The sequence below is a fragment of the Kribbella sancticallisti genome (genome assembly GCF_039530625.1).
Taxonomy (GTDB): Bacteria; Actinomycetota; Actinomycetes; order Propionibacteriales; family Kribbellaceae; genus Kribbella; species Kribbella sancticallisti.
Genome location: NZ_BAAAOS010000007.1, coordinates 416,475 through 439,081 on the forward strand (window position 1 = coordinate 416,475; position 22,607 = coordinate 439,081).

Annotated in this window: 30 protein-coding genes; 9 read left to right on the top strand and 21 right to left on the bottom strand. The window is 68.8% G+C overall.

All coding sequences use genetic code 11. The features are described 5' to 3' along the window. Positions 1 to 2: 2 nt before the first annotated feature. The gene (locus ABD255_RS05155; protein ID WP_344210288.1) at positions 3 to 1,646 is read right to left on the bottom strand and encodes a type 2 periplasmic-binding domain-containing protein; all 1,644 of its coding nucleotides are present in this window, start codon (positions 1,644 to 1,646) and stop codon (positions 3 to 5) included. Positions 1,647 to 1,908: 262 nt separating this feature from the next. Further along, a complete protein-coding gene (locus tag ABD255_RS05160) occupies positions 1,909 to 2,664 on the bottom strand; it encodes a TrmH family RNA methyltransferase (RefSeq protein ID WP_344210290.1) in 756 nt (251 codons plus the stop codon). A gap of 105 nt (positions 2,665 to 2,769) precedes the next feature. Between ABD255_RS05160 and ABD255_RS05165 the strand changes: the two genes are divergently transcribed. Beyond that, positions 2,770 to 3,465 carry a hypothetical protein gene (locus tag ABD255_RS05165; RefSeq protein WP_344210292.1) on the top strand — a complete coding sequence of 232 codons (696 nt, stop codon included), beginning with the start codon at positions 2,770 to 2,772 and terminating at the stop codon, positions 3,463 to 3,465. Between the two features lie 21 nt (positions 3,466 to 3,486). On the opposite strand, the gene ABD255_RS05170 is transcribed toward ABD255_RS05165, so the two are convergent. The 4 genes from ABD255_RS05170 to ABD255_RS05185 form a co-directional block, all read right to left on the bottom strand. Further along, positions 3,487 to 3,741, bottom strand: a complete 255-nt coding sequence (locus ABD255_RS05170; protein WP_344210294.1) for an alpha/beta hydrolase — start codon at positions 3,739 to 3,741, stop codon at positions 3,487 to 3,489. Continuing rightward, positions 3,738 to 4,061 carry an alpha/beta hydrolase family protein gene (locus ABD255_RS05175; protein ID WP_344210296.1) on the bottom strand — a complete coding sequence of 108 codons (324 nt, stop codon included), beginning with the start codon at positions 4,059 to 4,061 and terminating at the stop codon, positions 3,738 to 3,740. The genes ABD255_RS05170 and ABD255_RS05175 overlap by 4 nt, the downstream gene beginning before the upstream one ends. 71 nt (positions 4,062 to 4,132) lie before the next feature. After that, positions 4,133 to 4,609: a nucleoside deaminase gene (locus ABD255_RS05180; protein WP_344210298.1), complete on the bottom strand. Its 477-nt coding sequence runs from the start codon at positions 4,607 to 4,609 to the stop codon at positions 4,133 to 4,135. A gap of 10 nt (positions 4,610 to 4,619) precedes the next feature. Next, complete coding sequence (locus ABD255_RS05185) at positions 4,620 to 4,919, bottom strand: DUF4287 domain-containing protein (protein ID WP_344210300.1); 300 nt, start codon at positions 4,917 to 4,919, stop codon at positions 4,620 to 4,622. A 144-nt stretch (positions 4,920 to 5,063) separates the two neighbouring features. Here ABD255_RS05185 and ABD255_RS05190 point away from each other — a divergent pair, with 144 nt between their 5' ends. Both ABD255_RS05190 and ABD255_RS05195 read left to right on the top strand, forming a co-directional pair. Beyond that, positions 5,064 to 5,414 carry a UBP-type zinc finger domain-containing protein gene (locus tag ABD255_RS05190; RefSeq protein ID WP_344210304.1) on the top strand — a complete coding sequence of 117 codons (351 nt, stop codon included), beginning with the start codon at positions 5,064 to 5,066 and terminating at the stop codon, positions 5,412 to 5,414. Positions 5,415 to 5,477: 63 nt separating this feature from the next. Beyond that, positions 5,478 to 5,600 (top strand): 50S ribosomal protein L36, encoded by a 123-nt coding sequence (locus ABD255_RS05195; protein WP_344210306.1) that lies wholly within the window; start codon positions 5,478 to 5,480, stop codon positions 5,598 to 5,600. 80 nt (positions 5,601 to 5,680) lie between these two features. On the opposite strand, the gene ABD255_RS05200 is transcribed toward ABD255_RS05195, so the two are convergent. Further along, the gene (locus ABD255_RS05200; protein WP_344210308.1) at positions 5,681 to 6,310 is read right to left on the bottom strand and encodes an alpha/beta hydrolase; all 630 of its coding nucleotides are present in this window, start codon (positions 6,308 to 6,310) and stop codon (positions 5,681 to 5,683) included. Then, a complete protein-coding gene (locus ABD255_RS05205; RefSeq protein ID WP_344210310.1) occupies positions 6,307 to 7,266 on the bottom strand; it encodes a ring-cleaving dioxygenase in 960 nt (319 codons plus the stop codon). The genes ABD255_RS05200 and ABD255_RS05205 overlap by 4 nt, the downstream gene beginning before the upstream one ends. A 116-nt stretch (positions 7,267 to 7,382) precedes the next feature. Between ABD255_RS05205 and ABD255_RS05210 the strand changes: the two genes are divergently transcribed. Then, entirely contained in the window at positions 7,383 to 7,838 is a 456-nt protein-coding gene (locus ABD255_RS05210) for a hypothetical protein (protein WP_344210312.1), read from the top strand. Here ABD255_RS05210 and ABD255_RS05215 read toward each other — a convergent pair. The 5 genes from ABD255_RS05215 to ABD255_RS05235 all read right to left on the bottom strand — a co-directional run bounded on the left by ABD255_RS05215 (position 7,835) and on the right by ABD255_RS05235 (position 10,398). Continuing rightward, a complete protein-coding gene (locus ABD255_RS05215; protein WP_344210314.1) occupies positions 7,835 to 8,326 on the bottom strand; it encodes an MSMEG_6728 family protein in 492 nt (163 codons plus the stop codon). The genes ABD255_RS05210 and ABD255_RS05215 overlap by 4 nt on opposite strands. A 129-nt stretch (positions 8,327 to 8,455) precedes the next feature. After that, on the bottom strand, positions 8,456 to 9,088 hold the full coding sequence (locus ABD255_RS05220) for a hypothetical protein (protein WP_344210316.1): 633 nt from the start codon (positions 9,086 to 9,088) through the stop codon (positions 8,456 to 8,458). 59 nt (positions 9,089 to 9,147) lie between these two features. Further along, a complete protein-coding gene (locus ABD255_RS05225) occupies positions 9,148 to 9,426 on the bottom strand; it encodes a hypothetical protein (RefSeq protein WP_344210318.1) in 279 nt (92 codons plus the stop codon). A gap of 49 nt (positions 9,427 to 9,475) precedes the next feature. Then, positions 9,476 to 9,790 carry a hypothetical protein gene (locus ABD255_RS05230; protein WP_344210320.1) on the bottom strand — a complete coding sequence of 105 codons (315 nt, stop codon included), beginning with the start codon at positions 9,788 to 9,790 and terminating at the stop codon, positions 9,476 to 9,478. Between the two features lie 104 nt (positions 9,791 to 9,894). Continuing rightward, positions 9,895 to 10,398, bottom strand: coding sequence for a MarR family winged helix-turn-helix transcriptional regulator (locus ABD255_RS05235; protein ID WP_344210322.1), 504 nt, complete (start codon positions 10,396 to 10,398; stop codon positions 9,895 to 9,897). 38 nt (positions 10,399 to 10,436) lie between these two features. Here ABD255_RS05235 and ABD255_RS05240 point away from each other — a divergent pair, with 38 nt between their 5' ends. Next, entirely contained in the window at positions 10,437 to 11,345 is a 909-nt protein-coding gene (locus ABD255_RS05240) for a DMT family transporter (protein ID WP_344210324.1), read from the top strand. A 47-nt stretch (positions 11,346 to 11,392) separates the two neighbouring features. Continuing rightward, a complete protein-coding gene (locus ABD255_RS05245) occupies positions 11,393 to 12,568 on the top strand; it encodes a serine hydrolase domain-containing protein (RefSeq protein ID WP_344210326.1) in 1,176 nt (391 codons plus the stop codon). Positions 12,569 to 12,579: 11 nt separating this feature from the next. Here the strand turns inward: ABD255_RS05245 and ABD255_RS05250 are convergent, their stop codons facing one another. The 7 genes from ABD255_RS05250 to ABD255_RS05280 all read right to left on the bottom strand — a co-directional run bounded on the left by ABD255_RS05250 (position 12,580) and on the right by ABD255_RS05280 (position 19,375). Beyond that, on the bottom strand, positions 12,580 to 12,978 hold the full coding sequence (locus tag ABD255_RS05250; RefSeq protein WP_344210328.1) for a YchJ family protein: 399 nt from the start codon (positions 12,976 to 12,978) through the stop codon (positions 12,580 to 12,582). 71 nt (positions 12,979 to 13,049) lie between these two features. Then, positions 13,050 to 13,865 (bottom strand): matrixin family metalloprotease, encoded by an 816-nt coding sequence (locus ABD255_RS05255; RefSeq protein ID WP_344210330.1) that lies wholly within the window; start codon positions 13,863 to 13,865, stop codon positions 13,050 to 13,052. A gap of 142 nt (positions 13,866 to 14,007) precedes the next feature. Continuing rightward, positions 14,008 to 16,596 carry a DUF4153 domain-containing protein gene (locus tag ABD255_RS05260; protein ID WP_344210332.1) on the bottom strand — a complete coding sequence of 863 codons (2,589 nt, stop codon included), beginning with the start codon at positions 16,594 to 16,596 and terminating at the stop codon, positions 14,008 to 14,010. After that, positions 16,593 to 17,291, bottom strand: coding sequence for a response regulator transcription factor (locus tag ABD255_RS05265; protein WP_344210335.1), 699 nt, complete (start codon positions 17,289 to 17,291; stop codon positions 16,593 to 16,595). Before ABD255_RS05265 ends, ABD255_RS05260 begins: the two co-directional genes overlap by 4 nt. A 76-nt stretch (positions 17,292 to 17,367) precedes the next feature. Further along, positions 17,368 to 18,120, bottom strand: coding sequence for a hypothetical protein (locus tag ABD255_RS05270; RefSeq protein ID WP_344210337.1), 753 nt, complete (start codon positions 18,118 to 18,120; stop codon positions 17,368 to 17,370). Positions 18,121 to 18,170: 50 nt separating this feature from the next. After that, the gene (locus ABD255_RS05275; RefSeq protein ID WP_344210339.1) at positions 18,171 to 19,112 is read right to left on the bottom strand and encodes an ABC transporter ATP-binding protein; all 942 of its coding nucleotides are present in this window, start codon (positions 19,110 to 19,112) and stop codon (positions 18,171 to 18,173) included. 86 nt (positions 19,113 to 19,198) lie between these two features. Next, a complete protein-coding gene (locus ABD255_RS05280; RefSeq protein ID WP_344210341.1) occupies positions 19,199 to 19,375 on the bottom strand; it encodes a hypothetical protein in 177 nt (58 codons plus the stop codon). 144 nt (positions 19,376 to 19,519) lie between these two features. Here ABD255_RS05280 and ABD255_RS05285 point away from each other — a divergent pair, with 144 nt between their 5' ends. Continuing rightward, positions 19,520 to 20,365, top strand: a complete 846-nt coding sequence (locus ABD255_RS05285; protein ID WP_344210343.1) for a metalloregulator ArsR/SmtB family transcription factor — start codon at positions 19,520 to 19,522, stop codon at positions 20,363 to 20,365. Beyond that, positions 20,362 to 20,964, top strand: coding sequence for a dihydrofolate reductase family protein (locus ABD255_RS05290; protein WP_344210345.1), 603 nt, complete (start codon positions 20,362 to 20,364; stop codon positions 20,962 to 20,964). The genes ABD255_RS05285 and ABD255_RS05290 overlap by 4 nt, the downstream gene beginning before the upstream one ends. Positions 20,965 to 20,969: 5 nt before the next feature. Here ABD255_RS05290 and ABD255_RS05295 read toward each other — a convergent pair whose 3' ends face one another. Then, positions 20,970 to 21,527, bottom strand: a complete 558-nt coding sequence (locus ABD255_RS05295) for a TetR/AcrR family transcriptional regulator (protein WP_344210347.1) — start codon at positions 21,525 to 21,527, stop codon at positions 20,970 to 20,972. A 76-nt stretch (positions 21,528 to 21,603) separates the two neighbouring features. Between ABD255_RS05295 and ABD255_RS05300 the strand changes: the two genes are divergently transcribed. Then, positions 21,604 to 22,599 carry an alpha/beta hydrolase gene (locus ABD255_RS05300; protein WP_344210349.1) on the top strand — a complete coding sequence of 332 codons (996 nt, stop codon included), beginning with the start codon at positions 21,604 to 21,606 and terminating at the stop codon, positions 22,597 to 22,599. Positions 22,600 to 22,607: the final 8 nt, after the last annotated feature.

A 22,607-nucleotide genomic window follows, 5' to 3' on the forward strand; every position in this document is an offset into this window, starting at 1 on the left:
GCTCAGGACTGGGTGACCGGCACGCCGGCGGGCAGTACGGCCTCGAACTCACCACGCATCTTGTCGCCGCCGCCGCTCTTCCACCGCTTCAGCGCCTCGTCGTACGCGCCGATCTTCTGCCGGCCGGTGACGATGTCGACGATCGTGTCGCGGAAGGCCGCGGTCAGCTTGGTGCCGACCTTGCTGCTGGTGTCGGAGTACGTGCCCGCGGTCGGGTTGCGCATCGCGTTCTCCAGCAACTTCTGCTCGGTCGCGTGGATCTTCCGGGTGTCCTCGGGGAACGCCGGATTGAAGATCACGCTCTCCGGCGAGGTCATGATCTGGAGCGCGCTGACCAGACCGGGCGCCTGCTGGGTGCCGGCCGAGTTGAGCACCGGGTTCTTGCGGGCGTCCAGGGAGTACTGCAGGCCCTGGGTGCCGAAGTTCTTCTGCAGGTACTCCTTGGTGCCGAACGGCGCCGACAGGTAGTTGATCAGGGCAAGGAGTTCGCGGATTCGGCCCTCGTCGGTCTTCTTGAACGGGGTGAAGCCGACGGTGCCGTACCCCATGTCGTAGACCGGCTTGGCCTTGCCGTCATGACCGAACGGGATCAGCGTGTCGACGAAGAGCGTCGGGTCGGCGGCTCGGAAGTCGGCGGTCGCGCGCGGACCCACGGTGACCTGGGTGGCGATCTGGCCGTTCACCGTCTTCGGGGTCGCGTCGGCCAGGTTGAGGTCGGGGTAGAAGACCTTGGCGGCCCACAGCTTGGCGGCGTACTCGACGGCGGCCTTGTAGTTGTCGGTCTCGTACAGGTGCGTGAGCGACCGGTCCTGGTTGACCCGCCAGCCGTTCGGGGCACCGAACCACTCGCCGAACATGTGCAGCATGTTGATGATGGCCGGTTCCAGCGCGTAGTTGGTGCCGCTGGTCAGTTCCTTGCACTTGGCAAAGAACTCGTCGGCGGTGGCGCACTGCAGGCCGCCGACCTTGGCCCAGGTCTTCGGGTTGCCCATCATCACCTGGCCGAACGGCGTGGACGGGATCGGGGCGCCCCAGATCTTGCCGTTCACCACCGCGGTCCGCCAGGAGGCCGGCTTCAGTGCCGCGAGGTTCGGGTACTCCAGCACGGCGTCGCCGGACAGGTACTTGGTCAGGTCCTGGAACTTCGCCTCGAGCATCGGGCCGACGTTCGGGATGCCCTGGTTCGGCGGCAGCCACATCAGGTCCGGCAGCGAGTCGCCGGCCAGCAGGGTGGCGAACTTCTCCGGATAGCCCGGGTCGGTGCCGATGGTGAGCTTGAGTTCGGCGCCGAGCGCGCCGTTCAGCGCCTGCCACATCGGGTTGCTGCCCATCGGGGGCGGCGGAGTCGCGAACGTCTCGGTCAGCGCGGTGACGGCGTTCTTCAGCGGCGGCGACTGCACGCTCGCGATCGCGTTCTCCGGGAACTGCAGGAAGCCCGGCTCCAGCCCCGACTCGGCGCCGGGCAGATCCGGCTTGAGCCCGTCGAAGGGCTTGTAGGTCGGCAGCGCCACGTCGCCGGACGCCTTGGCGCCGCCGTCCGTGGTACCGCCGTCGCCGCATCCCGCCAGCGTCGGGCCGAGCACGACCGCGCCCGCCACCGCGCCACCGGCCTCCAGGAACCGCCGCCGTCCGAACCTGCTCTCCATCACTGCCCTCACCTCTACTCGGCCTGACCGTTTGTGATCTGTCTTTGCATAAAACACTCACTAACGATCACTTAAACGTTAACCGGGACCGTAAACCCCACCGTCCCGATCACGCAAGGCCGAGCCCACAATTCACACCTCGGCAACAGCGGGGTCGCGCGGCGCTTCAGCGTGCTCGCAACTGGAGCAGTTGAACTGGTGGTGGCCACGCCGGCCCGAGCCCACCGGCTGGCCCAGGTCGCAGAAACCTCCCGCAGCCGGGTCAGTTTCGGTTGGTGACCTCGAAGGCTACGACTGCGGCGGCTACGGCCACGTTGAGGGACTCGACGCCTGCGTGGAGGGGGATCTGGAGGTCTTCGTCGGTGGCGACGGAGATGCCGTTGGTTTCGCCGCCCAGGACGAAGACGGACCGCGGTGCCAGTTCGGCTCTGAAGAGCGACTGCTGCGAACGCGCCGACAGGCCGTAGATGCGGTAGCCCGCCTCGGTCAGCAGGTCGACGGCCGCCTTCGCCGTGTTCACGTTCACGATCGGCGCCTGGAACGCGACGCCTGCCGACGCCTTGATCACCAGCGGTCCGACGTGCGGAGTACCGGCTCGGGGCAGGATGACGCCGTCGAAGCCGGCGCCCGTGGCGGTGCGCAGGATCATGCCGACGTTGCCGGGGTTGGTGACGCCGTCGAGCAGGAAGACCTTGGTGGGCCGCTTGCCGCGAGCCCGGACGAACTCGGCCAGTGGTGTCATCCTGGGCGCGTTGACGTCGGCGACCACGCCCTGGTCGTGCTTGCCGTTCCCGGCCAGCCATTTCACCCGGGAGGCGGTGGCCCGCTCGACCGGCGTACCGGTCCGGGCGGCGGCCTGCAGGATGTCGTCCATCGAGTGGCCGCCGGCGTTGTCCGCGACCACCACCTTCGCGACCGACAGGGCAGGGTCGTGCAGTGCTTCGAGCACCGGTTTCCGCCCGAAGATGGTGATCCACTTGTCCCGGGGAGACAACTTGTCCCGCGCCTGCTGATCCACCCCCGTACCGTACAACCAGGCCCCTTGACGCCACGGCGGAACGGTGGAACATCAGCAGTAGACGCACCACAGGTCAGCGGTGTGTCTACTGGAAGGTGGTTCCCCATGACCGAGCGACACGAACTACGTTGGGGTGGCTTCGCCGGACTGGCCGTCGTCGTCTTGCTGGTACTGGGCAGGTTCCTGCCCGGCAACCCGCCGGCGGTCGACGCGTCCGCGAACGAGATCACCAGTTTCCTCACCGACGGCAGGACGGCGATCCTGGTCGGTGCGTTGATGTGGAGCGCCGCGGCCGGACTGATCATCTGGTTCGGATCGGCGTTCGCGGAGGCGATCCGGGAACGGAACGATCGCAGTGATGTGCACATGGCGCTGCTGGCCGGCTCGGTGCTGGTGGGCAGCGCGATCTTCGTCGACGCCGTGGTGATGGCCGCGACGGCGTACGGCGTCGACGGCCGCGACGCCGGCGTGACGATGATGATGTACCAGTTGACGGCGGTGCTGACCACGATGATCGGCTTCGCCGCCGCGCTGCCGCTGGCCGCCGCGGGGATCGGCGTACTGCGGACGCACCTGATGCCGGACTGGCTGGGATATCTGGCGATGCTGGCCGCCGCGGTGGCGTTCCTCGGTGCCTTCGGCATCTTCGCCTCCGACGGCGCCTTCGTGGCCGGCGGCACCCTGATGACGACGATTCCGTTGCTGGTGGCATCGGTCTGGATCGCGTGCGCCAGCGGCTTCATGGTCCGCGAGCACCTGCCCGAGATCTCCACCGGCGAGGCGGCGATCCAGCAGCCCTGAAACACCCGGAGAACGAGAGGATCAAGCCAGGAAGAGATCGGTGGCTGCGGCAACGAGTTCCGGCCGGAGGACATGCCCGCCGGTGAACTCGTGGTACTCGACGTCGTAGCCACCGTCCTCCAGCAGCGGGACGATGCGGCGGCTGCAGCGGTCGATCGGGAGGATCCGGTCCTCGGTGCCGTGCGAGACGAACACCTTCGGCCGCCCTTCCCGAGCCGCCCAGACCATGAAGCCCGGCGAGTAGGCCAGCACGTGGCTGAACCGGAGGCCGTTCACCAGCCCGAGCGACAACGCGTACGACGCTCCGTCGGAGAACCCCGCGATCGCCAGCCTGGCGGGTCGACCCGGAACCGGTCGTACAGGTCCTCCAGCAGGTGGTCGATCGCCTCGACATCAGGCCCGAAACCTCCGCGGATCACGTCCCACGTGTAGTCCTGCGACTTCGGCACGAGCAGCAGGAAGCCGCGCTGCTGGGCCTCTTCTTGCATGTAGGGCAGGGCCTGCCGAGGATTCGAGGTCGCGCCGTGCAGCATCACCACCAGCGGAGTCGGCCCCTCAGGCAACGCCTCCGGAACCAGCAGTGCAGCCGATCCCAACCAGTGCAAACCGGCTGACAATCGTTCCCGGCTGGGGGACCCCGGTGACGCCGACAACCGGCCGGCCCGACTCATCCGCGGTGGAACCGGACGTGTAGTTCTCGCATCTGGTCGGAGAGTTCGGGGACAGGACCTTCGACCTGGGCGTCGGGGACCACGCTCTGGATGGGCAGCGTGTTCACAGGAGGCGGCGGGACGTCGAGGTCGCTCAGCCACGAGGCCAACTGCTCTGAGGAACTGACGTAGACAATGCGCCCGAGGCCGACCCAGCCGTGGGCAGCGGCGCACATCGGGCAGTGCTCGCCGGACGTGTAGACCGTCGCCGTGCGCCGCTCCTCGGGACTCAGGTGCTCGGCGGCCCACCTCGCCAGGGCGAACTCGGGATGCCGAGTCCGGTCGCCCGAGGCAACCCGATTGTGGTCCTCGCCGAGCACCGCCCCGTCCGCGCCGACGAGCACCGAGCCGAAGGGCTCGTCACCGTCCGCCAGCGCGTCGGCCGCCAGTTCCACGCAGCGGCGCAGATGCCGCAGGTCCGTTTCGCTGATCACCCGCGTCAGTTTATTTCGGCGCGACCGGCTTGGTGGCCTTGCCGTCCAGCCAGAGCGTGTCCGACTCGTCCCGGTGCACGCCGGTGGTGCCGACGTGCTTGGTGCCGATCTTCGGCCCGTTCTTGATCACGTGCACCAGCGCCATCGCGTGCCCCCGGCCGAGGTCGTAGTCCTCCTTCAGCCAGTCCGCGACCTCCCCGGCCTTCGTCTGCGGCCCCTCGAACCCGCGCTCGCGGGCGAGTTCCACCAACTGCCGCGGGGTCAGGCCGGTCTTCTCCTCGATCTTGTCCAAGTACGCCTGGAACGACATCTCGACACCTCCTTCGGGGGCGGCCCGGGTGGCCGTCACACCAGGGCGTCGACCGGGTCGCCCGGATTTCGACACCGTCGCGCGGAATTTCCCGGCCACTGTGCCAGGCTTGGCCCTGCCAGCAGTCGACGGAAGGGTGATGGGATGACGAACGACGCCGGGATCCGGCCCGAGGTCCCGCCTTCGGGCCCGGGATGTGTCGAGTGTCTGCAGGGTGGCGGCTGGTGGTTCCACCTGCGCCGCTGTGCCGAGTGCGGGCACATCGGCTGCTGCGACAGCTCCCCCGAGCAGCACGCCAGCGCACACGCCGCGAAGGAGAACCACCCGATCATCCAGTCCTTCGAGCCGGGCGAGGACTGGTTCTGGAACTACACCACCGAGGAGATCGTCGACGGTCCGGAGCTCGCGGCCCCCGACTGCCACCCGCTCAACCAGCCGGCCCCAGGCCCGGCGGGCGCAGTACCGGCTGACTGGACGCGGCACATCCACCAGTAGGGGAATGCCCGCGGCCCGTTTCCTGTTGCGCCTCCTGCGACCCCGCGAAAGGGAGGATGCGACATGAAGGTACGACGGTCACTGCGCGCCCTGAAGTTTAAGGACGGCGCCCAGGTGGTGAAGCGCGGTAAGAGGGTCTACGTCCTCAACCGCAAGAACCCCCGCCTGCAGGCCCGCCAGGGCTGAACCAGCAACGGCCCTCAGATCGCTCTGAGGGCCGTTTCCGTGTGAACCACCCGCCGTCCTGGCCGGCTGGATGGCCCTGGTCACTTTGCTCGCCTGGCGACTCCTTCGACGAACTCCCTGATCCGCGGCAACGACTCCGGATCGATCGTGTGACCGCCCGCGAACGTCAGTACTTCGACCTCGGCGCCGCGCCCCCGCAACTGTTCGGACAGAGTCCTGGTCAGCTCCGGAGTCGCCATCGGATCGCGAGCACCGTTCGCGATCAGCACCTGCTTCCCGGCGAGATCCACCTTGCCGGGTTCGTTGAACGGCACCATCGCCGCGAGCAGTACGGCACCGGCCAGTGCCTCAGGGTGACGCAGGAGCAGCGCGGACGCCATGTTCGCCCCGTTCGAGAACCCCACCGCCACCCACGAGCCCGGGGCGACGCCGTACTTCTGCTCGGCCGCGGTGAGGAACTCGGCGAGCTCGTCGGCACGCTCGCGCAGGTCATCCTCGTCGAACACGCCCTCGCGCAGCCGCCGGAAGAACCGGGCCATCCCGTGCTCCAGCACAGTCCCGCGCGGCGAGAGCACGGGTGCGTCAGGCGCGAGGTGTTCCCGCAGCCCGAGCAGGTCGTGCTCGTTCCCACCGGTGCCATGCAGCATCAGCAGCGGCGGGCTGCCCGTCCCCGGCTCCCAGACGTGCGGCCGCTGCAGCCCGGCGTTCATTCCTGTGTGTCCGACGGCATCCGCAGAGCCGGCAGCGAGGCCTGGATCTGCTCGCGGTTCGGCTCCAGCCAGGGCGGCAGCTTGAGGTGCTGGCCGAGCTCCAGCAGCGGCTCGTCGACGGTGAACCCGGGCTGGTCCGTCGCGATCTCCAGCAGGACGCCGCCGGGCTCGCGGAAGTAGATCGAGGTGAAGTACTGCCGGTCGAGGATCTCCGTGACCCGGACTCCGGCCTCGATCAGTTCCAGCCGCCATTTGGCCTGGGTCTCCCGGTCCGGCGCCCGGAAGGCGATGTGGTGGACGGTCCCGGCCGCCTGGAGCCCGCGGGAATCCTTGCTGGGAAGGACGTCGACCGCAGTACCGTCCTCTTCGCCGGACATCACGAACCTGGTCCGGTCGGTGGTGTTGTGCCCGTACCGCATGCCGAGCATCCCGCCGAGCATCTCGGCCGTCGGGTCGAGTTGTTGCTCGGTCATCGTGACCGAGTACAGCCCGCGGATCGCGTTGTCAGCCGGTACTGCGGCCGCCCCGTCCCACCCGGACCGGGAATCACCGTCGGACGCGACCAGTTCGATCACCAGTCCGTCGGGGTCGCGCAGCCGCAGTACCTCCTCGTCGGCGCGCGCGACCGGGTCGTCGGCGTCGACCCGGAGGTCCTTCATCCGCTTCTGCCACCAGCCGAGTGCCTCCGGCGGGATGCTGAAGGCTGTCGCGGTCGTCAGCCCGGTCCCCTGCTTGCCCGGTTCGACCCCGGGCCAGGGGAAGAACGTCAGCAGCGTCGACGGCCGGCCGGACTCGTCGCCGTAGTACAGGTGATAGGTGTCAGGAGCATCGAAGTTGACCGTGCGCTTGACCAGGCGCAAGCCGAGCACGGTCGTGTAGAAGTCGACATTGCGCTGCGGATCCTCCGCAATCGCCGTGACGTGGTGAAGCCCGTGGGGCGCAACCGAAGCGGCCATCTCGAGTCCTCCCTGTTTCAACCACCTCAGCTTGCCTCTTCCCGGCCCAGGAAAGTAGCCCCCCGGGCCAGGTCGGTGGATGCATCGGGGGCGTCGGCGGTGGGTACCGCCTCGTCATGAGTGAGCCCGCGAAGTTGCAACCTGACCTCGAGATCGCCCCACCGCCCCCCGGCCACGAGCGGCCGGCCGGAGTGGACGACATCACCGTCGCGGCGGTCGGCACGCTGACCGACGCGCTGGAGACGGTGATCCGGGCGCGCGGCCATCTGTACGCCTTCCACCAACTGACCGGCCGCGCCGACCACCGCCTCGACGACGCCGTCGAACTGCTCCGGAAAGCCGGTCACCACGAGATCGCCGAGCGCATCACGACCGAACTGATCGGCCGGAACGTGATCCCTGACCACTGGACCTTCCGGATCATCGAGGAGTACGACGACAACTACTACGACCTGTTCGTCGAGCTCGAGAAGCAGGCGCGGGACCAGCTCACCGGCGGCAAGCGGCATCTCAACGAAGCGGAGATGAAGCAGCGGCGGGTCACCCCCGGCCAGCCCGGTCACGAGCTCTAGGGGCTCAACTCGCCCGGAGGACAGGTCGGCTTCCGGTCGGAGGCGGGCCAGACGTACGGCAGATCCAGCTGCTCGTCGAAGAATCTGGCGTAGTAGTCCGGGTCCTTTCGAAGCAGGGCCGACCGGTGACTCCGGTGCAGGTCCTCGTCGCCCAGCCAGGGCGGCAGGTCGCCGGCCCGGGCGAGTTCCTCCTGGCTCCGCACCTGGACGGGTCCGCAGGCGGATACCAGGTCGGCCACCAGGGTCGGCGCGCAGGTGTCCGCGCGGCCCTGCCCGGTCCAGACGGAGCAGATTTCCAGCCCGTACCGGACCAGCGCCTCCTCGTAGCCGGCCCACATCTTGACGGCCGGATGGTGCCGCCAGCCGTAGCCGGCCACTGTCAGCCCGCGCAGGATCTGCAGAGCTTCCACCCGCTGCTTGCCCAGCCGCCGCGGGTCGAGCACAGCGGCGGTCTCCGCAAAGCCGGGGAACGGCAGAAAGGACTGCATCTCCTCGCTCCTGGGCCGGTAATCTTCAGGTCGCGCGGCCCGGTACCCGCTCGGTCGATCCGTACGCGGCCAGACGGCTGTTGGCGGCGACGATGAGCAACTCGAGAAACAGCCAGGACCCTCGACCAGTCAGCCGGCGAGCTCCACGCAGATGTCCCAGGCCGCCTGGCGCAGGAGCGCCGCGGTGTCCGCGTCGAGCCCCTTCACCGGCGCGTCGAGGCCGACCGGGTCCTCCTCCAGCAGCGCGATCAGGAACACGCAGGCGGCGAGATAGGACCCGGCCAGCGCCGGATGACTGCCGTCAGCGTCATGCAGGACGGGCTGGTCGTGAGTCTGGAGGAAGCGCTCCCAGACCATCCCGACCGGGACCAGGGTGGCGCCCAGCTCCGCCGCCACCCCCGCGTACGCCGTACTGATCGTCTGCTGCGTCTCCGGGGCGTTCTTGCGCGCCCACGTCTGGTAGAGGGCGGTTCGGGCGCCGGCCGCCTCGATCGCGGCGTGGAAGTCGCGGACGTTCTCCTGCATACGGGCCGCGTTCTTCGCCGGCAGCGTGCTCTGCTCCTGCAGGACGACAACGTTGTACTCGCCGTCCGCGAGCGCCTCGAGCGCGGTCCCGGCGTTCAGATGTTGCCGGAGCGACGCTCCACCGGCCGAGATCAGCCGATGCTCGACCGCTATCCCTCGACCACTCGCCAACCGGGCGACCAGGCCGGGCAGGTTGTTCCGCCCGGTGAAGCTGTTGCCCACATAGAGGATGCGCACCTTCCCGACCGTACCCAATCGACCGGTCGACGAGCGGTGACGAGCAGCGAGCGGTGAGCTCAGTCCGCGGCGAGCACCGGTGGTGCCGTCAGGGTGTCCAGTTCGTCCCGGAACTGCGGAAGCATCCAGCGCATCGGCTGGTCCAGGACCCGGTCGACGGTGGATTCCTCCAGCTCCAGCAGGCGGGCGATCCGCAGTACCGCGTCTGCTTCGTCGGCGGCGGCGTACAGGAGGTGCACCACTTCGTGGCGGTGGGCAAACACGACCAGCGCCGCCGCGGCGAGGCTGGGATCTATTTCGGGCGGGCTCGACTGACTGATGTCCCCGTTGACGTCCATGACCGGTCAACGCTCGGCCGCCCTGCTTGGTTACGTCTGCACAACTTTGTCAGCAGGTGTTGCGGTCGGACAGTGTGCGGAGACGGTGGCGGATGGCGTCGGCTGTTTCGCCGAGGAGGTCGTTGACCTGCACCAGCAATTGCTGGCCGTCCTCGACCGCCGGGCTGGGAGCGGGCATGGCCGCGTTGGCCTCGCCGACCCCCTGAGCGACGGCAGGCAGGCGGGCGTAGACAGCGGCCAGCACCAGCAGTTTGTCGTCTGTCGCGGCCACCGCGGTGAGGTCCTGCCCGGTCGCGTGGAGGTGCTCCGCGAGGAACGGCGCCAGGACACCGGCCATCTGGTGGGGATCGTTTGGACTTGACACGACCTGCCTCCCCGGACGGCGTGGTTCAACAGGCCGCGGGCAGCCGGCTGAGTTTGCGTCTCCCGCCAGTACCCAGCCTCCACCCCCGGTAACCGCGCGCTCGGCTAGTCGCCGGGCTCGATTCGGCCGAGCCAGGTCTTCAGCAGCGTCTCCAACTGGTCGGCCTCGGACTGCGTCAGCATCGCCAGCAGCCGTCGTTCGTTGGCCATGTGCGCCGTGAACGCCTTGTCGAAAAGGCGTTCCCCAGCCGAGGTCAGCCGAACCACCCGACCCCGGCCGTCGGCGTCGCTGCGGTGCCGGCTGACCAGGCCCGCCTCCTCGAGCCGATCGAGGCGCTTGCTCACCGCACCCGTCGTCACCATGGTGTGCAGGGCGATCTCACCCGGCGCCCGTTCATAGGGCTCACCGGCGCGCCGCAGCGCCGCCAGTACGTCGAACTCCCCCTCCGACAGCCCGTACTGCGCGTACACAACGGCGAGCTCGTCCGTCAGGCGGACGGCGATCCGGTGCAGCCGGCCGATCACCCGCTGCGGGCTGACGTCGAGGTCCGGGCGCTCGGTCCGCCACGCGGCCTGAATCCGGTCGACGTGGTCCAGGTGCTGGTTCACCCGAGCAGTATATCTTCCATGGAAGATATACTGCGACCATGGACACCACGCTGCGCTGGGCCTCGATCACCGCGATCGCGCCCGTCGCGTGGGGCACCAACTACTACGTCACCCACCACTACCTGCCGGCCGACCACCCGCTGTACGGTGCTGTCTTCCGCGCGCTCCCCGCCGGCCTGCTCCTGCTCTGCCTGGCCCGTCGCAGGCCGACCGGCGACTGGTGGTGGAAGTCCTTCGTGCTCGGCGTCTGCAACGTGGGCGCCTTCTTCGCCCTGATCTACCTCGCCTCCCAGCTCCTTCCGGTGAGTGTGGCCTCGACGATCATGTCGACGGCCCCGGTGGCGATGGGGCTGTTCGCCTGGGCCCTCCTCGCGGAACGTCCCACGCTGGCGGTGGTGCTGGGCTCGGCCGCCGGCATCGCCGGAGTCTGCCTGATGCTCGGGACGGCACAGGACGGGGTGAACCTGCGAGGCGTCGCGGCTTCACTCGCAGCGGTGACGATGTCGTCCTTCGGCTACGCCCTGAGCAAGAAGTGGGGCCGCAGCGGCGATCTGCTCGCCACCACCTCCTGGCAGTTGATCGCCGGCGGGCTGGCCGTGGTCCCGTTCGCGCTGATCGTCGAGGGCGCTCCGCCGTCCCTGGATCTGCCGGCGGCCGCCGGTTTCGTGTACGTCGTACTGGTGGCGACGGCGGGTGCGTACCTGGCCTGGTTCGCCGGTCTGCGCCATCTCAGTGCCGCCTCGGTCGGCATCATCGGCCTGCTGAACCCGTTGACCGGGGTGCTCCTCGGCACCACCTTGTCCGGCGAGCACCTGACGATCAAGCAGCTCCTAGGGATGCTGCTCATCTTGGGCGGCATCCTGCTGATCCGCCCGCGCCGACCGGTTGGTGGGGCCAGCTCTACCGAGGGACTCCAGTCCGCGGGATCGATCCGCGGGCCTGTCTGACGAGATCGTGGTGGGACCCGAAATCGTCAAGCACCCAGGAGATTCCGATGTCCGATCGCCCGCCGTCCGGTAGTACGAAGTCCTTCGGTCGCCGGAGGGTGGTGGCGACCATCGCGGCGTTGGCTGCAGTGGGAGGAGCCGCGGTTCTGCCCGCCTCGGCCAGTGCCACCGAGACGGCGTCGCGTCCGGACGCAGTACAGGGGCGTTTGGATGCTTTGGTCAACGATGACAAGTTCACCGGCGCGCTTGCCGCAGTACAGAAGCGGGACGGGCGGAAGCGGAACTACGTGGCCGGTGTCGGAGACCGAGCCTCAGGTGCGCGAGTGCCGGTCGACGGACAGGTGCGGATCGGCAGCAATACCAAGATCTTCGTCGCGACCGTCGTGCTGCAACTCGTTGGCGAGGGCAAGCTGAAGCTCGACGAGCCGATCGAGAGCTACCTGCCGGGCATCATCCGCGGCCCGGGTGGGGACGGCCGCAAGATCACCACCCGTCAGTTGCTGCAACACACCAGCGGCTTGCCCGACTACGTCCTGGCCGCGATGAACGGCGACATCGCCAATTTCCCGTCGCTCCAGCACACGTACTTCGAACCGCGCCAACTGGTCGATCTCGCCCTGAATCTTCAACCCACGAAGGGCTGGAGCTACAGCAACACCAACTACGTCGTCGCCGGGCTGCTCGTCCAGCGCGTCACGGGCCGGCCGATCGGCGAGGAGATCACCCACCGAATCATCGACCCTCTCCGGCTTCGCGACACGTACTGGCCGGCGGTGGGCGAGCAGAACCTCCGAGAACGGCACCCGCACGGCTACTTCAGCACCAAGTCCGGTCAACTGCTCGACGTGACCGACCAGGACACGTCGATGGCGTGGTCGGCCGGCGCGTTGGTCAGCACCCCGAGCGACCTCAACCGCTTCCTCAGCGCCCTGGTCAGGGGCAAACTCCTGCGCCCCCAGGAACTCAAGGAGATGCAGACCACCGTCGACGCCCCCGGCTTCGACAGCGTCGGCGGCTCCCGCTACGGCCTAGGCCTGGCCACCTTCAACCTCAGCTGCGGCGGCTTCGCCTGGTCCCACGGCGGCAACATCCCCGGCTACAGCACCGTCAACGCCGCCACCCCCGACGGCCGCGCCGCCACCATCACCGTCACCGCGCTCCCCACCACCGAAGCCAACGTGAAACACCTCGACGCAACCCTCGACACAGCCCTCTGCAGCTGAAGTCGCAAGTATCAAAGGGCTTCGACGTAGACCCAGAGCCCGTCCTCGCGGACGAAACGGCTGTGCTCGTACTGGTCGCCCGGGTGGCCGTCCGCGATGAACCCGGCGCGGAACTCGACGGATCCCTCGGTGTGGAAGGGGGTTCCGGCGGTTGTGGCCAGGATTTCCAGACCGGTCCAGCGCAGGTCGTTGTCGAGGCTCAGGTCCGGGGGTCGTGTCGCAGTAGCCCAGGTGCGCAGGAGGTAGTCCGCGTCGCCTACGACGAAGGCGGCGTAGCGGGAGCGCATCAGCTGCTCGGCGGTGGCGGCTGCTGCGCGGCCCTGGTGCAGAGCGCCGCAGCACTGGTCGTAGGGAGCGCCCGAACCGCAGGGACAGGATGCAACCGCGCGGCGATCGCTTCGTTTGGCCATCCACCGATTGTGCCGTGCTGCCGGCAGGGATTGCCGGCAGCACGGGACTCACGCGTGGTGGAACCTGTCGATCAGGTACCGGGCTTGGGGTAGAGCTGATTGAGTACCTGGAAGTCGTCACCGGACGGACGGACCGACCAGCCCGCTCCCACGGTGCCACTCTTCAGGCAGCTGTTGGTGGACGAGTTGTGGTCGAGGCCGAGCGCGTGACCCAGTTCATGGCAGGTGGTCTTGCGCCGCTGAGTCGCGTTGCCGAGCAACCTGGTGTTCAGCTCGACCTTGGCCGGGCCCTGCGGAGCGTTCGCCGCCCAACTGGTCTGGCCGTACCAGCTGAGCGGGCTATTGACCGCGTAGACGTGGACACAGTGTCGCCCGTTGCCGGGGCAGCCCTGCGTGTGCCAGCGGTAGTACGAGTCGATCCCCGGCGACTGGTACCAGTCGGCCACCGCGTCGGTGACCGGGTAGCCCGCGGGCGTGTGGTCGAGGAAGTAGACCTGCGGATCGTTGAACTGGTTGTAGGCCCAGGCGTGACTGCACCAAGCCGCCGCGGTACCGACGAACGGAGCACAGGCCTGGATCTTGTTCGGCCCCATCTCCCCGGCGGGGACGATGCCGGTGACGCCCCGGGCCCGAAGCTCGGCCCTGAGCTTCTCGGCGGAGCCGGCCGGCTCGTACCGGGTCACCTTCGTGACGGCTCCCACAGCGTTCCGCTGAACGACGACAACCTCGTCATCGCCGCTTGCCGCCTCGGTGGCCGCGGCCTGTACCGCGACTGAAGAGGTTGCAGTGCCGGCTGCGGCAGCGGCGGCGGCCCCCCAGGGTGTGACGCAGACCGTGACCGCGAACAGCGACAGAGCTGTTGCGATGACGGCACGGCGGTTGATCATCCTCACTGATGTTCCTCCCGTTGAAGCGATGCCGATCAGTGATCGGCCGGTCACTCCATGACACCGGTCGGGCGAAGGTGAGGACAGGCAGTCCTACCGGCAGTTGGCCTTCTGCCGGTAGTTCAGCTTTTGCGTATCCCAGTCAGCCGACGCTCCTGCAGACCGGGGCAGGCCCCGAGCTCGCCAGATGGGAACGCAGCAAAGGCTCCGCGCGGTGCCGTCCGACGTTCCACTCGAGCCAGTCGTCGTCGGCGAGATCGTGTCCCTTCAGCGCGCACCCGACCACATCGGCCGGGAGGGTGGCCAGCACCGGCACCGCATCGTCGGAAAGGTCCTGCAGGAACCGCCAATCCACCTTGCCCGTTTCGGCGTACCGGTCGACGTTGTGCTGCGCGATCCAGGCATCCGGGTTGATCGCGGCGATCGCGAGGAGGAGGCCGGCGCCGCTGAGCAACGCGGCGCGAGGCAGCCAACTCGCCCGCAGCGTCACACCCGCCACCATCACGCCGACCACCAGCAGCCCGAGCCAGCCCTCGAAGACGTCGACCAGAAGGCGGAGTTGGGTGAAGCCGTACGCCTCCTGGTAGACGTGCATCCGGTAGAGCGCGGAGGCGACAACGACCAAAGTCAGCACGCAGAGCAGGCCAAGCGACCCACGCAACCAGGCGACGTCCGCGGCCGTAGTACGGGGTGCTTTGCGGGCGGCTACCCAGACGACGAGCAGGGTGAGGGCGGTGGCCACCGTGAGCTGGCCGAAGCCCTGATGCACGTACTCCGCGTAGGTGAGCCCGGTGATGCGCTCGAGGTACTCGTGGCCGCCGAAACTCGCAGTGGCCTGCGCTGCAAGGAAGACCAGGAAGACCGCGTCGACGAGCAGCACCGGCGCGAGCCACTCGTACCGGCGCGCGACCGGCCGCGCAGTACCGGCTACCGGTTCGACGTTGGGCGGGTTCAGGGCGAGGTACGTCGCCGCCAGCACCACGCCTCCGACGGCCACGGTGAGGAACGCCCGCAGTACGAACGAGTCGAGCTCAAGGTCCGGGACGATCGCACCCGCCCACTTCGCGAAAACCGCGTCGGCGGAGGCGAACAACAGTCCGAAGACCAGGACCCCCAGCAGCGACAACAGGATCGTCCGCAACGCCGCTGCTCGTTCCCGCAGACCTGTGACGGCCTGCAGCGAGCGACCCAGCCATGGGAGCCCACGGAGTCCAGCGAGCGGCCAGGAGATGCCTGCGAGGATGAAGGCGGGCAGGGTTCGGCCGTTCACCAGCGCGGCCATGCAGACGGCGCCACCGGCCATCAGGCACAGGACCGCGATCCACTCCGCGTCCCGGACGAAAACGGTCGCGGCCAGGAGCAGGCACAGCGCGGCACAGGTCAGTGTGAAGCGGGATCGACGGTTGACGCTGAACCCGAGGATCACACCGCCGGCCGCCAGCAACACCACGAACGTACCGATGCCGAGGTCGCGGAACGGCAGGATGATGCCGGCCAATAGGCCGACCCCCAGGCTGCAGAGCAGCGCGCGGACGTTCCCCGGAACCCGAGCGTCGGGCCAGAACCTGCCGAACAGCATGTCCATCCCCGGCTCCGGCGCGCGGGCCACGATGGGCGCCGCAGGTGACGCAGGTGCGGTTGGGGCCGCGGACGCGGTTGGTGGCGGACTATCGACGGGCTTCGACATGATCGGCTCCTTGGCCATCTTGGTTGCATGAGCGTGCTGCCGGGGCTGGTGCGGGAGATCGACGCGCACTCTGGCCCCGGTACTGCGCGGCTCGGGCTCGACGAAGTGGATGGTCCCGCCGTGGAGGTCGGTCACCCATCGGGCGATCGCGAGGCCCAGGCCGGTACCACCGCCACCCTCGGCGTCCGTCAGCGTTCCGAACCGCTCGAAGACGCGGTCTCGGTCGGCGGCGGGGATGCCGGGCCCTTCGTCGGCGACCTCCAGTCGCCAGCCGGTAGGCGTGTCCTGCGCGGTGATCCGGACGACCCCACCGGCAGGGCTGTGCCGGGATGCGTTGTCGAGCAGGTTGGCGACCAACTGGTGGAGCCGCGCCTGGTCGGCCGAGGCGGTCAACGTCGGCGGCGCGACCCGTACGTCGTACCGCACCTCGCGGCCGGTCACCTCCGCCTCGGCCACAGCGCGCTCGAGCAACTCCTGGACGGCCACCTGCGTGGTGGACAACTGGGCCTTGCCGGCGTCCACCCGGGCCAGGTCGAGGAGATCGGAGGCGAGGGTGGAGAGCCGTTCGGCCTGGTCGAGCGCCGTCCGAAGCATCACCGGGTCCGGCTCGGCGACGCCGTCGACGAGGTTCTCGAGCACGGCGCAGAGGGCGGCGAGCGGAGTACGAAGTTCGTGGCTGACGTTCGCCACCAGTTCGCGGCGCTGGCGGTCGACAGCGGCCAGGTCCTCGGCCATCCGGTTGAAGGCTCGGGCCAGTTCACCGACCTCGTCGCTCGAGGTCGCGGTGACCCGGCCGGAGTAGTCGCCGCGGGCCATCTTCCGGGCCGCGGCGGTCATCTCGCGCAGGGGTGAGGTCATCCCGACGGCCAGCAACTGGGTCACCCCGAGAGCCAGGGCCACGGTCACCGGGACGCTGAGCCAGATCGGAACGGTGCCGACGGCACCGACCGCCGCCAGAACCGAAGCCACGGTGACACTGACCGCGACGAGCAACCCGAGCTTGACCTTGACCGAAGTGACCTGGTCCAGCAGCGGGCTGCTCATGCTGCGCTCCTGGGCTCGAGGGCGTAGCCGACGCCGTGCACCGTGCGGACCCGCTCGGCACCGATCTTGGCTCGCAGCGCCTTCACGTGGCTGTCGACCGTCCGGGTCCCGGAGGCGCCCGGCCAGCCCCAGACTTCGGCGTACAGGTGCTCGCGCGTGAGGACCACGCCCGGGTTGCCGGCGAGGCAGAGCAGGAGATCGAACTCGGTGGGCGTCAGATGCACCTCGGTCTCGGCGACCCAGACCCGGCGAGAGGCCGCATCGACCCGCAGGTCGCCCAGATCGTTCGCAGAGCGGGCCGCCAGGTGCGCAGCGCGATCGACCCGGCGCAGCAGGGCGGCAACGCGGGCCACCAACTCCCGCATCCGGAACGGCTTGGTCAGGTAGTCGTCGGCACCGACACCGAGCCCCACCAGGATGTCCGCCTCGTCGTCGCGCGCGGTCAGCATCAGCACCGGGACCGGCCGCTCGGCCTGGATCCGCCGGCACACCTCGTGCCCGTCGAACCCGGGCAGCATGACGTCCAGGAGGACCAGATCAGGCGTCGTGTCCGTGAACTGCGCGACCGCGCCCGGTCCGTCCCAGGCCTGGACGACCTCGTACCCCGAGCCGCGCAGCCGGTCCGTGACCGCCTGGTTGATCACCGGCTCGTCCTCGACGACAAGGATCCTGGGCGCCGCTCCGCTGACTGCCATGTTGTGAGACTAGGAGCCCGCTCGGTCCAGAGTGAGGGACGACTCGTGAAGGTTCTGTGCAGGTCTGCCATGCCGCTCACCGGTTGGCGTCGTCTCGCATCAGCCGCAGCCAGCCGAGCAGGAGCGTGCCCAAGGCCCAGGCCAGCATGGTGATCACCGAGGACGTGGTCGTCATTCCCCGGTCAGTCGGCTCACCGGTCAGGAGGAACACCGCCCGCGATCCTGGCAGCAGGTCGGCGACGTCGGTCAGCCACTGGTAGCCGAACTGTGGCAGCAACAGCGGGAGCAGGAGGATCAGGAGGAATACCGAGACCAGGGCGCCGGCCGTGTTGCGGAGCACGAATCCGAGGCCGGCGGCGAGCGCGGTCCCCGCCGCGAACACGAAGGCGACGGTGGCGAGCACATCGATGCCTTCGTCCAGCGGGAGAGTCAGGACCGGCCGGGCCGCGAGGAAGCCCGCCAGGGCCGACCCCAGCGCCAGCAGCGCACCCGCGATCGTGGCGGTCACCACGGCCACGAGAGTGCGGGCGAGGAAGAAGATCGTCCGGCGTGGCGTCCACTGCAGGGTCGGCACGATTCCGCCGGTGGCGTAGTCCGACGTCACCGCGGTGAGCACGAGAGCAAGGAAGGCGAACTGCGCCGGGAGCGCGGTGAACGTCGACGCCGTCCACGCCGGGTCACCGACGGGTTGATTCGGGTTCCCGGCCGCGTCGAGGCCCGCGATGGTGCCGAACCCCAGCATCATCGCGGCCGCCACGGCCAGGAACCACCAGGTGGCCTTGATCGTCCACAGCCGGGTCCACTCGGCAGCACAGGTACGCGCGAACACGCGTCCTCCGGAAACCTGGTCAGGCAAGACATCCAGAGCAGGTTGGGCGGTCACGGTGCTACCTCCGTTGTCGCTTCGACGGACTCGGTACTGCGGCCGTGGTACTCCACGCTGTCGCCGGTCAGCTCGATGAAGGCCTCTTCGAGGGACTGCGCGACATCGGAGAGGTGATGAAGCGGAATCCGCAGGACATGAGCGAGCTCGCCCACTTCCTCGGCGGTGCTGTCCTCGACCTGCAACTCGTCGGCGTCGAGGCGCTGAACCGTGAGGCCGTGCTCCCGCAGCCGCCTGAGGAGCGGCTCCGGCTGTGAACTTCGGACTCGCACCTGGCGGCGCCCCAACCCGGCAAGGAGATCCTCGGTCGTCGCGTCGGCGATCAACCGGCCGCGACCGATGACGACCAGCCGGTCGGCCGTCTGCTGCATCTCGCTCATCAAGTGGCTGGACACGAGCACGGTGCGGCCCTCGTCGGCGAGCCGGCGCAGGAGCTCACGGATCCACCGGACGCCGTCGAGATCCAGCCCGTTGATCGGCTCGTCGAACAGCAGCACCCGCGGGTCGGCGAGCAGGGCCGCCGCGATTCCGAGCCGCTGGCGCATACCCAGCGAGTAGCCCTTGATCCGGCGACGCGCCGCACTGCCGAGCCCGACCTGCTCGATCACCTCTTCCACCCGGCGCTCCGGGAGCCCGTTCGTCCGGGCAGCCACCCGGAGGTGGTTGCGGCCGGTGCGTCCGGGGTGCACCGAGCCGGGGTCGAGGAGCGCGCCGACCTCGCGGAGCGGTTCGGCGTACGAGGCGAACGGGCGGCCGTTCACCAGCGCCTGCCCCGCACTGGGCCGGTCGAGGCCGAGGACCATCCGCATCGTGGTGGACTTCCCCGCCCCGTTCGGCCCGAGGAATCCGGTGACCTTTCCCGGCTCGACGTCGAAGCTCAGATCGTCGACCGCCAGCACCTCGCCGTACCGCTTCGTCAGCCCGCGAATCTGAATCATGACGCGACCCTAGAAGCCCGCCTGGTCGGGTTTTGCGAACGAATTGCGAAGGTTCTGTGCAGGTCCTGACCCGCCGTCCGGGCGGTCTATCCGGAGTAGCGAATCGTGAACTCGGTCTGGGTGTCCCCGCCGAGTTCGGGATCCGGCTCCGGGTCCGGGTCGTGCGTGGCGATGGTGTCTTCGAGCTTCACCGCCGGCGGGAGGTGACGGAACTTCTCGGGGCCGGTGTCGTCGTCGCGGTCGGTTTCCGGGCTGTCAGTCATCCGTCGCTCCTTGAAGAGATCCGCCGAACCGCGAGCGCTCCGCTGGTGAAGAGTGAACGTGTCGCAGGGTCAGGATCGTTCTCCGCGTCCATCGGTCAAATTATTCCTTGACACGAATATTCGTTGTGGAGAATGATTTGGTTCATGGACGCCCTACTCACCGCCTTGGCCGACCCCGCACGATGGCGGCTGGTCACCCTGTTGGCCGAGCGGCCGCGCTCGGTCGGGGTACTCGCTCAACTCGCCGACGCGCGTCAACCGCAGACGACCAAGCACCTGCAGACCCTTGAGCGCGCCGGCCTCGTCGTGTCCCAGCGCAGCGGTCAGCGCCGCGTGTACGCGCTTCGCTCCGGTCCTCTGCGGGACTTGGCGGCCGCGCTCAGTCGGCTCGCCGACGCAGCCGGCGAGGGTCCGCGCGAGACCTACGACCGCTACGGTCTCAGCCTCGACGCGGAGCGGCTCGCCGCCGAGGAGCCGGGCTGGGCTGACGATCGGTCGTTCAGGTTCCTCCGGTCACTTACAGGGAGTCCTGAACTGGTCTGGCGTCACCTGACCGAGCCCGCACTGCTCGCCGGATGGTGGACCCCCGAGGATCTCCGCGTCTCGGAACTCGCCTTCGAGGCGCGGCCGGGTGGGCGGATCGTCCTGGAGTACCGCGATGTCGAGGATGCGGACGGCTCCGATGTGGTCGCCGGGCGCGGGGAAGGGGTCGTCGACGACGTACGTGCTGGTGAGCACCTCGCGTACCGGCTCTCTCCACGGCTTCCCGACGGGAGCGTCGCCTTCACCGCTCATGTCGATCTCGACCTCCGGCCCACCACTACCGGCACCGATCTCGAGGCCCGCTGGCGAATCACGGACAGCACGGTCGACTCCGCGGACTTCATCGCAGGCATCGAGATCGGCTTCGGCCAGAGCCTCGACAAACTCGCGGCCACCCTCGCCGCGGCTTCCCACGACAGCAAAACTCGCAAGAGGAGAACGAGATGACCGACCAGACCGGCGGCCGCAGGGTCGTCACCAACATCGCCCTGTCCCTCGACGGCCACTATGCCGCGCCGGCCGACCCGCTGGACATGAGTTGGGTGATGCCGTACGCCGTCACCGACGTCGCCCGCGACCACCTGACCACCCTCCGGGAGTCGGCGACAACCGCCATGCTCGGCCGGGTCAACGCCGAGGGCTTCCTCGGCTTCTGGCCCACCGTCATCGGCATGGAGGGTGCCGATCCCCGCGACGAGGGCTTCGCGCAGTGGCTCGTCGACACCGACAAGGTGGTCCTGTCCTCCACTCTCGATGAGGCACCGTGGGAGCGGACCACGATCGCCGACAAGCCGGCCGCCGAGGTCGTCACGGACCTCAAGGCGACCGCAGGCGGCGACATCCTCGTCCTCTCCAGCGCCAGCGTCATCAAGGCTCTGCTGGCAGCCGACAAGGTCGACCGACTGGCCCTCACAGTCTTTCCGATCTTCCTCGGCGGCGGCCCACGACTCTTCGACGACGGGCTCCCCGCAGGCCAATGGACGCTCGCCAGCCAGGCTGCGGGCGACCACGGCACGCTGGCTCTCGTCTACGACCGAATCCGCTGAAAGAGCTAGCGAAGTACGCGGAGGACCATCTCAACAAGGGCGTCCACGTCTGCGTCGACCATCGGCTCGCCGGTCATGCCCAGGCGGTGGAGCAGGGTTCCGACGACGACGTCGATGAAGAAGAGGACCCGATTCTCCGGTTCACCCAGCGCCTCCTCGAGCGCGAGCCGGTACGGGTCCTGCAGTTGGGTGGAAAGGATCTGTCGCAGGGCGGGATCGTTGACGGCATCGGTGAACACGCCTGCGAAGGCCGCGCCGATCCCGGGTTCGCCGATCTTCGCCGCGACCCAGCGGATGGCTGACGCCAGAACCTCCTCCCGGTCGGCGCCCTTCAGCGGCGCCGGACCGAAGGCGTCGAGGAGGCACGCGACAATCAGCGCGCCCTTCGACGGCCACCGCCGGTAGATCGTCGTCTTCGCGATCCCTGCCGCGGCGGCGATGCGATCCACGGTGGCGTGCGCGTACCCGACCTCGTCGACGGTGCTCAGCGTTGCGGCGAAGACCACCGCGTCAACGCCGGCGCGGGGGCGGCCGGGGGGTCTGGTGGGGGTTGCTCGGGCCATGGTCCCACGATAGCGAGTTATGCTACTCAAGGTATCGATACTTCTAGTAGCGAAATCGATCTATCGAGGAGAAGCCATGAGCGAGACCACCACTGTCCTGCGGCCGCCGCTGGGCATCCGGCTGCTGCATGCTCTGCGAAAGGAGCCCGACTGGTTGACGATGCCGGCCGAGGCGCTGGTCGCCTTCCGCGAGGCGGAGAACCGCAGGCGGTCTTCTGGCCTGGCTCGGGTGATCACCGGCTGTCCGGACCGTGGCGCCACGATCGGCTGGCAGGAACTGACGCTGCCCGATCGCGTACTGCGGGTCCGGGTGTACCGGCCGTCGCCCAAGCGCGGCGGCCCAGCCGCCGACGTGGCCGGCCTGCCGCTCGTCCTCCATGTGCACGGCGGCGGATTCGTCGGCACGGCGGCGCAGAGCGACTGGGTCAACAGTCACCTGGCCGCGCGGCTGCCCGCAGTGGTCGTGTCGGTCGAGCACCGCCTCCTCGCCCCCGAGACGCCATTGTCAGCGGCTGCCGACGACGGCTGGGACGTACTGCGCCAGGTGGTGCAGCACGCCCCGGAGTGGGGAGTCGATCCAGCGCGGATCGCTGTCTTCGGCGAGAGCGCCGGCTCGATGGTCACCGCCCTGGCCGCGATCCGGGCCCGGGAATCCGGTCTGCCGCTGCGGGCGCAGGTACTGGTCAATCCCTGTGCCGATCTGACCTCGACGGCGTTCCACTACGCCTCGATGATCGAGCACGCCAACAGTCCGACGCTCACCGTGACGCAGATGAAGTTGTTCCGTCGACTGGCTGTTCCGGAAGGGACGGACCCTCAAGCGGTATCCCCGCTGTACGCCGACGACCTGAGCGGCCTGGCTCCGGCGCTCGTGGTGGTCCCGACCCTCGACCCGCTGGCCGACCACGGACGCGCGTACGCCGTTCGTCTTCGCGAGGCCGGGACCTCCGTGCAGTTGAGCGAACACCCCGGCGCCGGCCACGCGTTCCTCAGCATGCCGGGCGTGGTTCCACAGGCGAAGGCTGCGCGGACTCAGATCGCCGAGTTCCTCCGAGACCGCCTTGCCGGCTGATGGAACTG

Coding starts and splice junctions, on each gene's coding strand:
- ABD255_RS05155 (WP_344210288.1), bottom strand. CDS start 1,646: ATGGAGAGCAGGTTCGGACGGCGGCGGTTCCTGGAGGCCGGTGGCGCG.
- ABD255_RS05165 (WP_344210292.1), top strand. CDS start 2,770: ATGACCGAGCGACACGAACTACGTTGGGGTGGCTTCGCCGGACTGGCC.
- ABD255_RS05185 (WP_344210300.1), bottom strand. CDS start 4,919: ATGTCGTTCCAGGCGTACTTGGACAAGATCGAGGAGAAGACCGGCCTG.
- ABD255_RS05190 (WP_344210304.1), top strand. CDS start 5,064: ATGACGAACGACGCCGGGATCCGGCCCGAGGTCCCGCCTTCGGGCCCG.
- ABD255_RS05195 (WP_344210306.1), top strand. CDS start 5,478: ATGAAGGTACGACGGTCACTGCGCGCCCTGAAGTTTAAGGACGGCGCC.
- ABD255_RS05200 (WP_344210308.1), bottom strand. CDS start 6,310: ATGAACGCCGGGCTGCAGCGGCCGCACGTCTGGGAGCCGGGGACGGGC.
- ABD255_RS05205 (WP_344210310.1), bottom strand. CDS start 7,266: ATGGCCGCTTCGGTTGCGCCCCACGGGCTTCACCACGTCACGGCGATT.
- ABD255_RS05210 (WP_344210312.1), top strand. CDS start 7,383: ATGAGTGAGCCCGCGAAGTTGCAACCTGACCTCGAGATCGCCCCACCG.
- ABD255_RS05215 (WP_344210314.1), bottom strand. CDS start 8,326: ATGCAGTCCTTTCTGCCGTTCCCCGGCTTTGCGGAGACCGCCGCTGTG.
- ABD255_RS05225 (WP_344210318.1), bottom strand. CDS start 9,426: ATGGACGTCAACGGGGACATCAGTCAGTCGAGCCCGCCCGAAATAGAT.
- ABD255_RS05240 (WP_344210324.1), top strand. CDS start 10,437: ATGGACACCACGCTGCGCTGGGCCTCGATCACCGCGATCGCGCCCGTC.
- ABD255_RS05245 (WP_344210326.1), top strand. CDS start 11,393: ATGTCCGATCGCCCGCCGTCCGGTAGTACGAAGTCCTTCGGTCGCCGG.
- ABD255_RS05250 (WP_344210328.1), bottom strand. CDS start 12,978: ATGGCCAAACGAAGCGATCGCCGCGCGGTTGCATCCTGTCCCTGCGGT.
- ABD255_RS05255 (WP_344210330.1), bottom strand. CDS start 13,865: ATGATCAACCGCCGTGCCGTCATCGCAACAGCTCTGTCGCTGTTCGCG.
- ABD255_RS05260 (WP_344210332.1), bottom strand. CDS start 16,596: ATGAGCAGCCCGCTGCTGGACCAGGTCACTTCGGTCAAGGTCAAGCTC.
- ABD255_RS05265 (WP_344210335.1), bottom strand. CDS start 17,291: ATGGCAGTCAGCGGAGCGGCGCCCAGGATCCTTGTCGTCGAGGACGAG.
- ABD255_RS05275 (WP_344210339.1), bottom strand. CDS start 19,112: ATGATTCAGATTCGCGGGCTGACGAAGCGGTACGGCGAGGTGCTGGCG.
- ABD255_RS05280 (WP_344210341.1), bottom strand. CDS start 19,375: ATGACTGACAGCCCGGAAACCGACCGCGACGACGACACCGGCCCCGAG.
- ABD255_RS05285 (WP_344210343.1), top strand. CDS start 19,520: ATGGACGCCCTACTCACCGCCTTGGCCGACCCCGCACGATGGCGGCTG.
- ABD255_RS05290 (WP_344210345.1), top strand. CDS start 20,362: ATGACCGACCAGACCGGCGGCCGCAGGGTCGTCACCAACATCGCCCTG.
- ABD255_RS05295 (WP_344210347.1), bottom strand. CDS start 21,527: ATGGCCCGAGCAACCCCCACCAGACCCCCCGGCCGCCCCCGCGCCGGC.
- ABD255_RS05300 (WP_344210349.1), top strand. CDS start 21,604: ATGAGCGAGACCACCACTGTCCTGCGGCCGCCGCTGGGCATCCGGCTG.